Annotated in this window: 12 protein-coding genes; 1 reads left to right on the top strand and 11 read right to left on the bottom strand. The window is 64.6% G+C overall.

Annotation, left to right across the window (positions count from 1 at the left end):
- Positions 1-239 precede the first annotated feature (239 nt).
- Entirely contained in the window at positions 240-2,303 is a 2,064-nt protein-coding gene (gene ppk1 / locus BTE28158_RS04275; protein WP_151047842.1) for a polyphosphate kinase 1, read from the top strand.
- A gap of 131 nt (positions 2,304-2,434) precedes the next feature.
- Here the strand turns inward: ppk1 and phoR are convergent, their stop codons facing one another.
- The 11 genes from phoR to BTE28158_RS04220 all read right to left on the bottom strand — a co-directional run bounded on the left by phoR (position 2,435) and on the right by BTE28158_RS04220 (position 14,675).
- Positions 2,435-3,754, bottom strand: a complete 1,320-nt coding sequence (gene phoR / locus BTE28158_RS04270) for a phosphate regulon sensor histidine kinase PhoR (protein WP_151047843.1) — start codon at positions 3,752-3,754, stop codon at positions 2,435-2,437.
- Positions 3,755-3,811: 57 nt separating this feature from the next.
- On the bottom strand, positions 3,812-4,513 hold the full coding sequence (phoB, locus tag BTE28158_RS04265) for a phosphate regulon transcriptional regulator PhoB (protein WP_006750313.1): 702 nt from the start codon (positions 4,511-4,513) through the stop codon (positions 3,812-3,814).
- Positions 4,514-4,543: 30 nt separating this feature from the next.
- The gene (gene phoU / locus BTE28158_RS04260; RefSeq protein ID WP_059523442.1) at positions 4,544-5,248 is read right to left on the bottom strand and encodes a phosphate signaling complex protein PhoU; all 705 of its coding nucleotides are present in this window, start codon (positions 5,246-5,248) and stop codon (positions 4,544-4,546) included.
- Between the two features lie 18 nt (positions 5,249-5,266).
- Positions 5,267-6,115, bottom strand: coding sequence for a phosphate ABC transporter ATP-binding protein PstB (pstB, locus tag BTE28158_RS04255; RefSeq protein WP_059523444.1), 849 nt, complete (start codon positions 6,113-6,115; stop codon positions 5,267-5,269).
- A gap of 15 nt (positions 6,116-6,130) precedes the next feature.
- Positions 6,131-7,024 (bottom strand): phosphate ABC transporter permease PstA, encoded by an 894-nt coding sequence (gene pstA, locus BTE28158_RS04250; RefSeq protein ID WP_124905258.1) that lies wholly within the window; start codon positions 7,022-7,024, stop codon positions 6,131-6,133.
- The gene (gene pstC / locus BTE28158_RS04245; RefSeq protein WP_059603612.1) at positions 7,021-8,004 is read right to left on the bottom strand and encodes a phosphate ABC transporter permease PstC; all 984 of its coding nucleotides are present in this window, start codon (positions 8,002-8,004) and stop codon (positions 7,021-7,023) included. The genes pstA and pstC overlap by 4 nt, the downstream gene beginning before the upstream one ends.
- A 94-nt stretch (positions 8,005-8,098) precedes the next feature.
- The gene (gene pstS, locus BTE28158_RS04240) at positions 8,099-9,133 is read right to left on the bottom strand and encodes a phosphate ABC transporter substrate-binding protein PstS (protein ID WP_124626659.1); all 1,035 of its coding nucleotides are present in this window, start codon (positions 9,131-9,133) and stop codon (positions 8,099-8,101) included.
- A gap of 455 nt (positions 9,134-9,588) precedes the next feature.
- Entirely contained in the window at positions 9,589-10,944 is a 1,356-nt protein-coding gene (glmM, locus tag BTE28158_RS04235; protein ID WP_151047844.1) for a phosphoglucosamine mutase, read from the bottom strand.
- 36 nt (positions 10,945-10,980) lie between these two features.
- A complete protein-coding gene (gene folP / locus BTE28158_RS04230) occupies positions 10,981-11,790 on the bottom strand; it encodes a dihydropteroate synthase (protein WP_437340724.1) in 810 nt (269 codons plus the stop codon).
- A gap of 160 nt (positions 11,791-11,950) precedes the next feature.
- On the bottom strand, positions 11,951-13,846 hold the full coding sequence (gene ftsH, locus BTE28158_RS04225) for an ATP-dependent zinc metalloprotease FtsH (protein WP_059603600.1): 1,896 nt from the start codon (positions 13,844-13,846) through the stop codon (positions 11,951-11,953).
- A gap of 166 nt (positions 13,847-14,012) precedes the next feature.
- The gene (locus BTE28158_RS04220; protein WP_059523464.1) at positions 14,013-14,675 is read right to left on the bottom strand and encodes an RlmE family RNA methyltransferase; all 663 of its coding nucleotides are present in this window, start codon (positions 14,673-14,675) and stop codon (positions 14,013-14,015) included.
- Positions 14,676-14,680 lie beyond the last annotated feature (5 nt).

The following is a 14,680-nucleotide window of genomic DNA, read 5'->3' as shown; positions in this document are numbered from 1 at the left end:
CCGGCCACGCTGGGCGATCAATCAAAGGCGACATTTTAAGCGTGGAACGCTTGCCGTTGCCACGCTTCACGGGCATGTACACGGGTAGATTGTATATGGCCGAAACATTTATGAGACAAAACGGTTCAGGCGTAGAATTTCCCGATATAAATACATTATCGTCATCAGCACGTCATCGTACCGTGAGAGTTTCCGAGCGTCCTTTCGAATCATCGCCCGAATCACCCCCTACTCTGCCGATGTCCGTCCGCTATCCGCTTCTCAATCGTGAACTCGGCATCCTCGGTTTCAACGAGCGCGTGCTGGCCCAGGCGGCTGACCCGCAGATTCCGTTGCTCGAGCGACTCCGCTTCATCTGCATCACGAGCAGCAACCTCGACGAATTTTTCGAAGTCCGGATGGCCGGCCTTCAGGAACAGATCCGCGACAACCCGGGCGCACTGACCCCCGACGGCATGTCGCTGCAGCACGCTTACGACCTCGTCGTCGAGCGCGCGCAACGGCTCGTGCACCGCCAGTACACGATGCTGCACGATACCGTGCTGCCCGCGCTCGAACAGGAAGGCATCTACTTCCACGCGAGCGACACGTGGAACGAAGAGCAGCTCGAATGGGCGCGCCACTACTTCCTCGATGAACTGCTGCCGGTGCTGACGCCGATCGGCCTCGATCCCGCGCACCCGTTCCCGCGCGTGCTGAACAAGAGCCTGAACTTCGTCGTCGAGCTCGAGGGCCGAGACGCGTTCGGCCGCCAGGCGGTGATGGGCATCGTGCAGGCGCCGCGCGCGCTGCCGCGCGTCGTGCGCATGCCGCAGGCGCTGTCGGGCTTCGAGCACGGCTTCGTGCTGCTCAGCTCGTTCATGCAGCGCTTCGTCGGCGAACTGTTCCCGCAACTGGTCGTGAAAAGCTGCAACCAGTTTCGCATCACGCGCAACAGCGAGCTCTTCGTCGACGAGGACGAAATCACCAACCTGCGCGTCGCGCTGCAGGGCGAGCTGCCCGCGCGCCACCTCGGCAACGCGGTACGGCTCGAAGTGTCGGCCGATACGCCGGCGCATATCGTTCGGCGCCTGCTCGAGGAAAGCCTGCTCAGCGAGAAGGACTGCTATCGCGTGGCCGGCTCCGTGAACCTCGTGCGACTGATGCAGATCCCCGATCTCGTCGATCGCCCCGACCTGAAGTTCGCGCCGTTCGCCGCGTCGATCCCGCCTGCGATCGTCAACGCGCCGACGATGTTCGACGCGATCGACGACGGCGACATCCTGCTGCACCATCCGTACGAAAGTTTCCAGCCGGTGCTCGAACTGCTGCAGCAGGCCGCGAAGGACCCGAGCGTCGTCGCGATCAAGCAGACGATCTACCGCACCGGCACCGATTCGCCGTTGATGGACGCGCTGATGGAAGCCGCGCGCAACGGCAAGGAAGTGACCGTCGTCGTCGAGCTGCTCGCGCGCTTCGACGAGGAAACCAACATCAACTGGGCGTCGCAGCTCGAAGCCGTCGGCGCGCACGTCGTGTACGGCGTGGTCGGCCACAAGTGCCACGCGAAGATGATGCTGATCGTGCGGCGCGTCGTGCAGAACGGCAAGGCGTCGCTGCGCCGCTACGTGCACCTCGGCACCGGCAACTATCACCCGCGCACCGCCCGCCTCTACACCGACTTCGGCCTGATGACGGCCGACCAGAAAATCTGCGAGGACGTCCACCACGTCTTCCAGCAACTGACCGGGATCGGCGGCGAGCTCACGCTGCACGAGCTGTGGCAGTCGCCGTTCTCGCTGCATCCGCGCATCATCGAATCGATCCGCGCGGAGATCGACAATGCGCGCGCCGGCAAGCGCGCGCGCGTGGTCGCGAAGATGAACGCGCTGCTGGAGCCGTCGGTGATCGCCGCGCTGTACGAAGCGTCCCAGGCCGGCGTCAAGGTCGACCTGATCGTGCGCGGCGTGTGCGCGCTGAAGCCCGGCGTGCCGGGGCTGTCGGAAAACATCACGGTGCGCTCGATCGTCGGGCGCTTCCTCGAACACCACCGCATCTACTATTTCCACGCGGGCGGCGCCGAGGACGTCTATCTGTCGAGCGCCGACTGGATGGACCGCAACCTGTTCCGCCGCGTCGAAGTCGCGTTCCCGATCCGCGAGCGCAAGCTGAAGCGCCGCGTGATCGCCGAAGGGCTGTCGGTCTGCCTCGGCGACAACCAGTCGGCCTGGCAGATGCTCAGCGACGGCCACTACCGCCGGCGCCGTGCGGGCAAGACGCTCCGCAACGCGCAGCTCGGGCTGCTCGCGAAGTTCTGTTCGTAGACACGGGGCGGCGCGCGGTTTCGCGTACCGCGCCACCAAACAGAAAAGCACAGCCCACGGGCTGTGCTTTTCTGTTTGCGGCGTATTTGCGTTGGGATGCCGACGTCAGGCACCCGACTCGCGTCACGCGCTCATGCTTCGAACGCGGCCGGCCGGATCGCGATGATTCGCGAGGCCGGGAAGCGCGCGGTGAACGTGCTGCCGCGCCCCTCCTCGCTCTGCACGTACAGGTGCGAGTCGTGCCGCTGCAGCACGTGCTTGACGATCGCGAGGCCGAGCCCCGTGCCGCCCGTATCGCGCGAGCGGCTGCGGTCGACGCGGTAGAAGCGCTCGGTCAGCCGCGGCAGGTCGGCGGCCGGGATGCCGAAGCCGCTGTCGGTGACCGAGAACACGCCTTGCGCGCCCTCGCGCCGCCACGACACGAAGATCTTGCCACCGTCCGGCGTATAGCGGATCGCATTGGTCACGAGATTCGCGAACGCACTGAACACTTCGGTCTGCGCGCCCGTGACGCCGAGCGTCTCGTCGATCGTGAACGTAATCTCGTGATGCCCGTTCGACAGCGTCTGCGCATCCTCCTTCAGATGGTCGAACACGGCACGCATGTCGATCGCGTGATCCATCGGCGGCTTGCTTTCGCCCTCGAGCTTCGCGAGCACCAGCAGATCGGTGACGATGTGCCGCATCCGCGACGCCTGCTGCTCCATCATCTCGAGATAGCGCGCGCGATCTTCCCCGTTCAGCGGCAGTTCGCGCATCGTCTCGAGGAAGCCCGACAGCACGGTGAGCGGCGTCTTCAGTTCGTGCGACACGTTCGCGACGAAGTCGCGCCGCATCGCGTCGGTCCGCTCGAGCTCCGTGATGTCCTGCGTGAGCAGCAGCTTGCGGTTCTCGCCGTACGGAAACACCTGCACTTCCAGCACATTCTGCCGCGAGTCGCCCATCCCGCGCATCACGAGCGTCTCGTCGTAATGCTGCGCGTTCAGGTAGCGGACGAATTCCGGATGACGAACCAGGTTCGTGATGTGCTGGCGCAGGTCGCGCTTCGCATCGAGGCCGAAATGTACCTCGGCGATCGCGTTGCACCACTCGATCTGGTCATGATCGTCGAGCATCGCGACGCCGTTCGGCGACGCCTGGATCGCCTGGATGAAGCGCGAATGCTGCTGCTCGACCTGCCGCACCTGCGCATGCCACTGCTTCGCGAGCTTGTGCAGCCGATAGTAGATTTCACCCCAGATGCCCGGTGCGCTCGGCACCTCGCCGTAGACGGGCGCATCGAGCAGACGCCACAGGCGTTGCGTATGGAAGGTACTGAAGAAGCCCTGCGCGACCAGCATCACGACCGCGAACCCGAGGCCCGCGATCGGGCCGGCGAACACGCCGACCAATACGCTGATCAGCACGAGCAGCACGAGCGACACGAGAAAGCGCGCCCAGATGATGTTCATGTTTCAGCGCCCGAAAGAATGAACGACATGCCGTGGCACACGGCATGTCCGGATACGTTACGCGTGCTTGGCGAGCCGGTAGCCGCTGCCGCGCACGGTCTCGATCATCGCATCGCAACCGGCCGGTTTCAAGGCCGCGCGCAATCGTTTGATGTGGACGTCGACCGTACGCTCTTCGACGAACACGTGGTCGCCCCAGACCTGATCGAGCAGTTGCGTGCGGCTGTGCACGCGCTCCGGATGCGTCATGAAGAAATGCAGCAGGCGGAATTCGGTCGGGCCGAGATCGAGCTTGATCTCGCTGCCGTCGCCGTGCGCGGCGACCCGATGCGTGGCCGGATCGAGGCGCAGCCCGTTGATCGACACGACGTCCTCGGTCAGCTGCGGCGCGCGACGGCGCAGCACGGCCTTGATCCGCGCCATCAGTTCCTTCGGCGAGAACGGCTTCGTCACGTAGTCGTCCGCGCCGATCTCGAGGCCGAGCACCTTGTCCTGCTCGTCGCCCCGCGCGGTCAGCATGATGATCGGGATGTGCTTGGTCCGTTCGTTGTTGCGCAGGTCGCGCGCAAACGCAATGCCGGACTTGCCCGGCAGCATCCAGTCGAGCAGCACGAGGTCGGGCAGCACGTCGCTGATCAGGTTCTGCGCCTGCTCGGCGTTGTACGCGCGAATCGGGCAGTGACCGGCATGCTGGAGATTCACCGAGATCAGTTCGGAAATCGCGGGCTCATCTTCGACGACGAGAATGTTGCTGGGCATCGGCACCTCTGTTCTTCCTTACGGAGTCGATTAACTGTTGGCTTCGCGATCGAGCGTGTCGCGCGGCTGGTGCCGCACGTCGGTACCCTTCACGATGTAGATGATGAATTCGGCGATGTTCTTCGCGTGGTCGCCGATCCGTTCGATCGCCTTCGCGATGAACAGGTACTCGAGGCCGACCGAGATCGTGCGCGGGTCTTCCTGCATGTACGACACGAGCTTGCGCACGAACGCGCGGAATTCGAGGTCGATTTCCTTGTCGTCCTTGACGATCTGCGCGGCCGCTACCGTATCGAGGCGCGCGAACGCGTCGAGTGCGCGGCGCAGGATCGTCACGGCCATCTCGCCCGACACCTTGATCTCGGCGATGTTCACCGCACGCGCGGCCGGCTCGTCGATCAGGCGGCGCACGCGCTTCGCGATCTTCTCGGCCTCGTCGCCGGCGCGCTCGAGGTTCGTAATCGTTTTCGAAATCGACATCAGAAGACGCAGATCGCGCGCGGCCGGCTGTCTCCGCGCGATGATGTTGCCGCACTCCTGGTCGATGTCGACTTCCATCGCGTTCAGCGTTTCCTCGGCCGCGATCACCTTCTCGGCCGTCTCGCGGTCGAATTCGTTCAGCGCATGCATCGCACCGACGATCTGCGACTCGACGAGTCCGCCCATTTCCAGCACTTTCGACGACACGGCATTCAGGTCCGCGTCGAACTGGCTCGACAGATGTTTATCCGACATGGTTGTGATTCTCCGTCATCAGCCGAAACGGCCGGTGATGTAGTCTTCCGTTTCCTTGCGCACCGGCTTGATGAAGATCTTTTCGGTTTCGCCGAATTCGATCAGTTCGCCCAGGTACATGTAGGCCGTGTAGTCCGAGCAGCGCGCAGCCTGCTGCATGTTGTGCGTGACGATCACGACCGTGTAGTCGCTCTTCAGCTCCGCGATCAGCTCCTCGATGCGGCCCGTCGAGATCGGGTCGAGCGCCGAGCACGGCTCGTCGAGCAGCAGCACTTCCGGACGGATCGCGATACCGCGCGCGATGCACAGACGCTGCTGCTGGCCGCCGGACAGCCCGTAGCCGCTCTGGTTCAGCTTGTCCTTCACTTCGTTCCACAGCGCGGCCTTCGTCAGCGCCCACTCGACGCGATCGTCCATCTCCGAGCGCGTGAGCTTCTCGAACATCTTCACGCCGAACGCGATGTTGTCGTAGATCGACATCGGGAACGGGGTCGGCTTCTGGAACACCATGCCGATCCGCGCGCGCAGCAGCGAAATGTCGCGCTTGGTGGTCAGCAGGTTCTCGCCGTCCATCAGGATTTCGCCTTCGGCGCGCTGCTCCGGATAGAGCGCGTACATCTTGTTGAACGTGCGCAGGAGCGTCGACTTGCCGCAACCCGACGGACCGATGAACGCCGTCACCTTCCCTTCGGGAATGCGCAGGTTGATGTTCTTCAGCGCGTGGAACTTGTTGTAGAAGAAGTTGAGGTTGTTGACCTCGATCTTCGCGTTCAGCGGCGCCAGCGGACGGCCATGTGCCGCATCTTGCGTGCCGGCGGGCGCAGCGGTGCGCTCGACGGGATTCAGGTGGCTTTCTGCCATATTCATCGGATTGCTCCGCCGTTACTTTTTCGAGAAGATCGAGCGCGCCAGGATGTTGAGTCCGAGCACCCCGAGCGTGATCAGGAACACGCCCGCCCATGCGAGCGACTGCCATTCGGCGAACGGGCTCATCGCGAACTTGTAGATCGTCACGGGCAGGTTCGCCATCGGCTGGCTCATGTCCCACGAGAAGAACTGGTTCGACAGCGCGGTGAACAGCAGCGGCGCCGTTTCGCCGGCGATCCGCGCGATCGCGAGCAGCACGCCCGTGATGATGCCGCCCACCGATGCGCGCAGCGTGATCTTCAGCACCATTCGCCACTTCGGCGTGCCGAGCGCGAAGGCTGCTTCGCGCAGCGCGTTCGGCACGAGCTTCAGCATGTTCTCGGTCGTGCGGATCACGATCGGGATCTGCAGCAGCGCGAGTGCGATCACGCCGGCCCAGCCCGAGAAGCGCCCCGACTTCGCGACGACGATCGCGTACACGAACAGGCCGATGACGATCGACGGCGCCGACAGCAGGATGTCGTTGATGAAGCGGATCGTGCCCGCCAGCAGGTTCTTCTGGCCGTATTCGGCGAGATAGACGCCCGCGAGGATGCCGATCGGCGTGCCGACCAGCGTGCCGAAACCGCACAGCAGCAGGCTGCCGACGATCGCGTTCGCCAGACCGCCGCCTTCCGTGTTCGGTGCCGGCGTCGATTCGGTGAACAGCTGCAGCGACAGACCGCCGACGCCGAGATGCACCGTGGTGTAGAGAATCCATACAAGCCACAGCAGGCCGAACGCCATTGCGGCGAGCGACGCGGTCAGCGCGATCGCGTTGGTCACCTTGCGCTTGCGCTGCAGGCGGTTGCGCATCGCGTCGAGCGCGGCGCCGTTCGGCCCCGGGAAATTCATGACGGGCTCGCTCATTTCTTGCCCTCTCCTTTCTCGAGACGAAGCAGCAGCAGTTTGGAGATGGACAGCACGATGAACGTGATCACGAACAGGATCAGGCCCAGCTCCATCAGCGCGGACGTATGCAGGCCCGGTTCCGCTTCCGCGAATTCGTTCGCGAGCGCCGACGTGATGCTGTTGCCCGGCGCGAACAGCGACACGCTGTCGAGCAGGTTGGTGTTGCCGATCACGAAGGTCACGGCCATCGTTTCGCCGAGCGCGCGGCCGAGGCCGAGCATCACCCCGCCGATTACGCCGGTCTTCGTGTAGGGCAGCACGACCTTCCACATCACTTCCCACGTCGTGCAGCCGATCCCGTAGGCCGATTCCTTCAGCAGCACGGGCGTGACTTCGAACACGTCGCGCATCACCGATGCGATGTACGGGATGATCATGATCGCAAGGATCACGCCGGCGGCGAGAATGCCGATGCCGATCGGCGGGCCCGCCGTCAGCGGACCGAGCACCCACACGTCCTTGAACAGACGGCCGATCGGCTTCTGAAAGTATTCAGCGAAGATCGGCGCGAACACGAGCAGGCCCCACATGCCGTACACGATCGACGGAATCGCGGCGAGCAGCTCGATCGCGATGCCGAGCGGGCGACGCAGCCACACGGGCGACAATTCGGTGAGGAACAATGCGATGCCGAAGCTGACCGGCACCGCGATGACAAGCGCGATGAGCGACGTCACGATTGTGCCGTAGATCGGCACCACTGCACCGTAGATATCCGAGTTCGGATCCCACTCGGTTTGCAACAAGAAGCCGAGGCCGAACTTCTGGATGGTCGGCATCGACGCAATGATCAGGGAAACGATGATCCCGCCCAGCAGCAGCAGGGTCACGATCGCGGCGAGCCGTGCGAGGCCGCCGAACAGAACGTCTCCGAGACGGCTCGGCGCGCGTTGCTGCGCGACATCGGGCCGAGAAGACGTGTAGGAAATATCAGACATGGGCGCCTGTTCTGGATCGCCGGGCGCCGTGACGCCCGGCCTTACCGCACACACTGCCCGGCCGGCACGGCCGGGCAGCGAACCGCTGGATTGCTTACTCTGCGGCGACCGGCTTGCCCGATGCGTCCGTCACCTTCGTCTTCCACTGCTTGCGGATTTCCGTCTCGACCGACGACGGCAGCGAGATGTAGTCGAGGCTGTCGGCTGCCTTCTCGCCGTTCTTGAACGCCCAGCTGAAGAACTTCAGCGTTTCGGCACCCTGCTCCGGCTTGTCCTGCTTCGCGTGCAGCAGCACGAACGTCGCGCCGACGACCGGCCATGCTTCCTTGCCCGGCTGGTTCGTCAGGATCTGGTAGAACGACTTCGACCAGTTCGCGCCAGCAGCAGCAGCCTTGAACGTTTCGGTCTTCGGCTCGACCACCGTGCCCGTCGAGTTCTTCAGGGCCGTGTAGGTCATGTTGTTCTTCTTCGCGTACGCCCACTCGACGTAGCCGATCGCGCCCGGCAGACGCTGCACGAAGGCCGCGACGCCGTCGTTGCCCTTGCCGCCCGTGCCCGTCGGCCAGTTGACCGTCGTGCCTTCGCCGATCTTCGACTTCCACTCGTCGTTGACCTTCGACAGGTAGTTCGTCCAGATGAAGCTCGTGCCCGAACCGTCAGCGCGGCGAACGACCGCGATGTCCGTATCCGGCAGCTTGACCTTCGGGTTCAGCGCGGCGATCGCCGGGTCGTTCCACTTCTTGATCTTGCCGAGGTAGATGTCGCCGAGCACCGGGCCCGACAGCGTCAGTTCGCCGGCCTTCACGCCCGGCACGTTGACGACCGGCACCACGCCGCCGACCACCGTCGGGAACTGGAACAGGCCTTCCTTCGCGAGCTCTTCATCCTTCAGCGGCGCGTCCGAACCGGCAAAATCGACCGTCTTCGCGTTGATCTGCTTGAGGCCGCCCGACGAACCGATACCCTGGTAGTTCACCTTCGCGCCGCCGGACTGCTGGTAGTCGGCAGCCCATTTCGTATAGATCGGCATCGCGAACGTGCTGCCTGCGCCCGTGATGTCGGCAGCTTGCGCGGCGACTGCGAAAAGCGCGCCAGCCAGGCCGGCAATCGCGGTTTGCATCAATTTCATGAGACCTCCAGTGTGTGAGCGGATGACTACGGCACCGCGAAGGTTAGGGGCTCCTCATGACGATAATGTGACAATCGATGAAACTGGTGTGACAGTAGCATGACTGGTTGAAAGGGAGTATCGGGCCCTGTGAGGGCGGCCGCGCAAGGGCAGCGCGGCGGGAATGACGGCAAGAATTACCGGTCAGGAAGGGCTGTTCGGTACCCGCTGATGCGAGGCCCGGAGCGAAACATATGCACCGCACGTGGGGGCAGGAAAACCCATCGCCACAGCCAATGCAATTCAGGGTCGGATGTTTTCCTCCGTCAGACGAAATCCGCGCCGAAGTCGCCCTCTATTTAATAGCGCAAACCTTTGCGTCTGACGAATTGCGGCGCCTGAGAGCGCCGCCCGTCGAATCACCAAAGAGGCGGCGCGCACACGGCCTGACCGTCGCGCGCCGTCACCGGTTCGGCTCAGCTTGTCGCCGCGCGCACCGCGTCGGCAATCGCTTCCGCGTGAAGGGTCGCGTCGGCCGCATGCTGTGCCTCGACCATCACGCGCAGCACGGGCTCGGTGCCCGACGCGCGGATCAGCACACGGCCGCGGCCGGCGAGCGCGCTTTCGGCTGCGTCGATCGCCGCGCGAATCGATACGCTGCCCTTCCAGTCGGCACCCGCCTTCATCCGCACGTTGATCAGCTTCTGCGGGAACAGCGTGACGCCGTCCAGCATCTGCGCAAGCGTGCGGCCGCTGCGCTTGAGCGCGGCCAGCACGAGCAGCGCCGACACGATGCCGTCGCCGGTCGAATGGCGGTCGAGCGACAGGATGTGGCCTGAGCCTTCCGCGCCAAGCTGCCAGCCGCGCTCGCGCAGCTGTTCGAGCACGTAGCGGTCGCCAACGGCCGCACGCACGAACTGCACGCCCTCACGCTGCAGCGCGACCTCGACCGCGAGGTTCGTCATCAGCGTGCCGACCGCGCCGTCGACCTTGCCGGCGGTCGCAATCCGGTCCTTCACGAGCACGTAGAGCAACTCGTCGCCGTTGTACAGCCGGCCCGTCGAATCGACGACCTGCAGGCGGTCCGCATCGCCGTCGAGCGCGATGCCGAGGTCCGCATGGTTCGCCCGCACGGCACGCACCAGTGCGTCGGGCGCCGTCGCGCCGACACCGTCGTTGATGTTGAAGCCGTTCGGCGCGACGCCGATCGGGATCACGTCCGCGCCGAGTTCGTGGAATACGTGCGGTGCGATCTGGTACGCGGCGCCGTGGGCGCAGTCGATCACGAGCTTCAGCCCGCGCAGGTCGTATGCAGCCGGGAACGTGCTCTTGCAGAACTCGATGTAGCGGCCGGCCGCGTCGTCGAGGCGGCGCGCCTTGCCGAGCCGGTCCGACGACGCGCATTCGAGCGGCTTGTCGAGCCATGCTTCGATCTCGGCCTCGGTATCGTCGGGCAGCTTGTTGCCATCGGCCGAGAAGAACTTGATCCCGTTGTCCTGATACGGGTTGTGCGATGCGCTGATCACGACACCGGCCGACAGGCGCAGCGCGCGCGTCAGGTATGCGACGCCCGGCGTCGGCATCGGGCCGGCCAGCATCACGTCGACGCCTGCCGCCGAAAAACCGGCCTCGAGCGCGGCCTCGAGCATGTAGCCCGACACGCGCGTGTCCTTGCCGATCAGCACCGTCGGACGTACCCCCGCCGCGACGTCGGCCGCGCCGGCCAGTACCTTGCCGGCTGCATAGCCGAGACGCAACACGAAATCAGGCGTGATGGGCGCATCGCCCACCGTGCCGCGAATGCCGTCCGTGCCGAAATATCGACGTCCCATGGCGAACCTTCCTCCTTCGTCTTTCTGACTTCTGACTTATCGTTGCCGCGCGGCTTCGCGCACGGCGTTCCAGACCTTCAGTGCATCGACCGTCGCCGCGACGTCGTGCACACGCACGATCGCCGCACCGCGCCCGACCGCGCACAACGCGGCCGCCACGCTCGCCGCGACGCGTTCGATCGGCGGCTTGCCGCCGATCACCGCGCCGAGCATCGACTTGCGCGACATGCCCGCGAGAATCGGATACGCGCGCCCGTCGGGCCGCGCGGGCGCCGTGTCCGGCAACGCGGCCAGCAGCGCGTAGTTGTCATCGACCACGGCCTTGCCGAATCCGAACCCGGGGTCGACGCAGATCCGTTCCGGCGCGACGCCCGCGTCGCGCAGCGCCTGCACGCGTGCGGCGAGAAAGTCGCGCACGTCGGTCACGACGTCGCCGTAGTCGGGCTCGCCGACCTGCATCGTCTGCGGCTCGCCGAGCATGTGCATCGCGCACAGCCCGCCGTTGCCTTCGCGCACGGCGTCGATCGCACCCGGCTGGCGGAACCCCCATATGTCGTTGATCATATCCGCGCCGGCAGCGAGCGCCGCACGCATCACGTCCGGCTTGTAGGTGTCGATCGAAAGCGGTACGTTCAGTGGCCGCAGCGCTTCGACGAGCGGGATCACGCGCGCGAGTTCCTCGTCGAGCGGCACGGGCGGCGCACCGGGACGCGTCGACTCGCCGCCGATGTCGATCAGGTCGACGCCTTCGGCGATCATCCGCTCGGCCTGGCGCAGCGCATCGTCGCGCGCGAGGAAGCGGCCGCCGTCGGAAAACGAATCGGGGGTGGCGTTGAGAATGCCCATCACGAGCGGGCGTTCGAACGTCAGCGAGAAACGGCCGCACTGGAGCGGCGCGGGAATGGAGGCTGGAACTGCGGATTCGGGCACGGGCGGGAGACGTTGATGAATGCAAAACGGGCCGGTGTGAAGCCACACCAGCCCGTGAACGGCGCTACGGCGAAGGTCAGGCGGGCGAAGCAGGCGCCGGCGCGTTGCCGGGCTTCACTTCGGCAGCCGTGCCGCCACCCGACGAATCGCCACCGACGGCCGGCGAGCTCTTCGGCGAGCGCGGCGGACGCCCTTCCATGATGTCGTTGATCTGATCGGCGTCGATCGTCTCCCACTCCATCAGCGCGGCCGTCATTGCCTCGACCTTATCGCGGTTCTCTTCGAGCAGGCGACGCGCAAGGCCGTACTGTTCGTCGAGCACTCGACGGATTTCGCTGTCGACCTTCTGCTGCGTCGCTTCCGAGATCGTGCGGGTGAAGCCGCGGCCAAACGGGCTGCTGTCGTTCTCGTCGTCGACGTAGACCATCGGTCCGAGCGCATCGGTCATGCCGAAACGCGCCACCATCGCACGCGCCGTCTGCGTCGCCTTGTTGAAGTCGTCCGACGCGCCGGTGCTGATCAGGTTCAGGAACAGCTCCTCAGCCACGCGGCCGCCGAACAGGATCGCCAGGCGGTCGAGCAGGTAGTCCTTCGAGTAGGTCTCGTTGTCATGCTCCGGCAGCTGCCACGTGACACCCAGCGCGCGACCGCGCGGGATGATCGTGACCTTGTGCACCGGGTCGGCCTTCGGCAGCAGCTTCGCGATCACCGCGTGGCCCGACTCGTGGTAAGCCGTCGCACGCTTCGCTTCTTCGCGAATCACCGCCGACTTGCGCTCCGGACCCATGAAGATCTTGTCCTTCGCGTCCTCGAAATCCTGCATCTCGACGATGCGCTTGCCGCGACGTGCGGCGAACAGCGCCGCTTCGTTCACGAGGTTCGCGAGATCGGCACCCGAGAAGCCCGGCGTGCCGCGCGCGATGACCGCTGCGTCGACGTCGTTCGCGATCGGCACCTTGCGCAGGTGCACGCGCATGATCTGCTCGCGGCCGCGGATGTCCGGCAGGCCGACATAGACCTGGCGGTCGAAACGGCCCGGACGCAGCAGTGCCTTGTCGAGCACGTCGGAACGGTTGGTCGCGGCGATCACGATCACGCCCGAGTTCGCTTCGAAGCCATCCATCTCGACCAGCATCTGGTTCAGCGTCTGCTCGCGCTCGTCGTTGCCGCCGCCCATGCCGGCGCCGCGATGACGACCGACCGCGTCGATTTCGTCGATGAACACGATACACGGTGCGTGCTTCTTCGCCTGCTCGAACATGTCGCGCACACGGGCCGCGCCGACGCCGACGAACATTTCGACGAAGTCGGAACCCGAGATGCTGAAGAACGGCACCTTCGCTTCACCGGCGATCGCGCGGGCGAGCAGCGTCTTGCCGGTACCCGGGGGGCCGACGAGCAGCACGCCGCGCGGAATGCGACCGCCCAGCTTCTGGAATTTCTGCGGGTCGCGCAGGAAGTCGACGAGCTCGGACACTTCTTCCTTCGCTTCGTCGCAGCCCGCGACGTCGGAGAAGTTCACCGCGTTGTTGTTCTCGTCGATCAGCCGCGCCCGCGATTTCCCGAACGAAAATGCGCCGCCTTTGCCGCCTCCCTGCATCTGTCTCATCATGTAGAACCAGAACACGATGATCAGGATCGTCGGCCCGAGGTAGTACAACGCGGACATCAGCGCGTTCGGTTCGTCATCGGCCTTGCCGCTGACCTGCACGCCGTACTTCATCAGATCGCCGACCATCCAGATGTCGCCGGGCGACACGATCTGGTATTTTTGGCCATCAGCCGGAGTGACGGTGAGGTTGCGCCCCTGCACGATGACGTTCTTGACCTTGCCGTTCTTGGCGTCGTCCATGAACTGCGAATAGGACACACCTTCCTGGACGCGGGGCTTGTCGAACTGCTTGAACACCGTAAACAGCACCAGTGCGATCACCAGCCACACCGCTGCCTTCGAAAACATATTGTTGTTCAAAGCACCACTCCTTCACTCGTAGACGAGCGCCTACATTTTCCTTGCGGCGCTCCTCGGTCATTCTAATCCAGTCCGACCACCCCTGCCATAAGCATTGACAACCGTCGCAATAGCGCTTCGCTTGTCTGGCAAGGGCCGGAGCCCGTTTGCGGCACAGCGCTCCGCGTCACCGCGGATGCTTCAGTTGCCGGCCCAAAATGAACGTTTCGGACGATTTGTCGCGGGACGCCTTCGGCTTGCGCGGCGCGACGATCTTAAACTGCTGTTTGAACTTTTCGACGATCTGGCTGTAGCCGCTGCCGTGGAAACACTTCACGAGCAGCGCACCTTCCGGCTTCAGATGATTCTGCGCAAATTCGAGCGCCAGATCGCACAGATGCTCGATGCGCGCCGCGTCCGCCGAGGCCACGCCTGAAAGGTTGGGGGCCATGTCCGAAATAACAAGGTCCACCGAGCGGCCTTCGAGCACTTCCTCCAGCCGGTGAAGAACCTCGTCCTCGCGGAAGTCGCCCTGGAGGAAGTGGACGTCGGCGATCGGTTCCATCGGCAGGATGTCGAGCGCCACGATCGTGCCGTCGATGCCGCCTTCGCGCTCCGCGTCACGCTTCTTGCCCTGCGCGAGCTTGTTGCGGGCATACTGGCTCCAACTGCCCGGCGTCGCGCCGAGATCGACGATCACCTGGCCCGGACGGATCAGCTTGTCCTGCTCGTCGATTTCCTTCAGCTTGTACGCGGCACGCGCGCGATAGCCCTCCCGCTGCGCCATTTTGACGTACGGGTCGTTGATGTGATCGTGCAGCCAGTGCTGGTTAAAGCGGTTTTTTGCCATTCGAG

The organism is Burkholderia diffusa (assembly GCF_902499115.1).
Classification (GTDB): domain Bacteria; phylum Pseudomonadota; class Gammaproteobacteria; order Burkholderiales; family Burkholderiaceae; genus Burkholderia; species Burkholderia diffusa.
The sequence above is the reverse complement of the archived record's forward strand: the minus strand, read 5'-3'. Positions and strand labels throughout refer to the sequence as shown.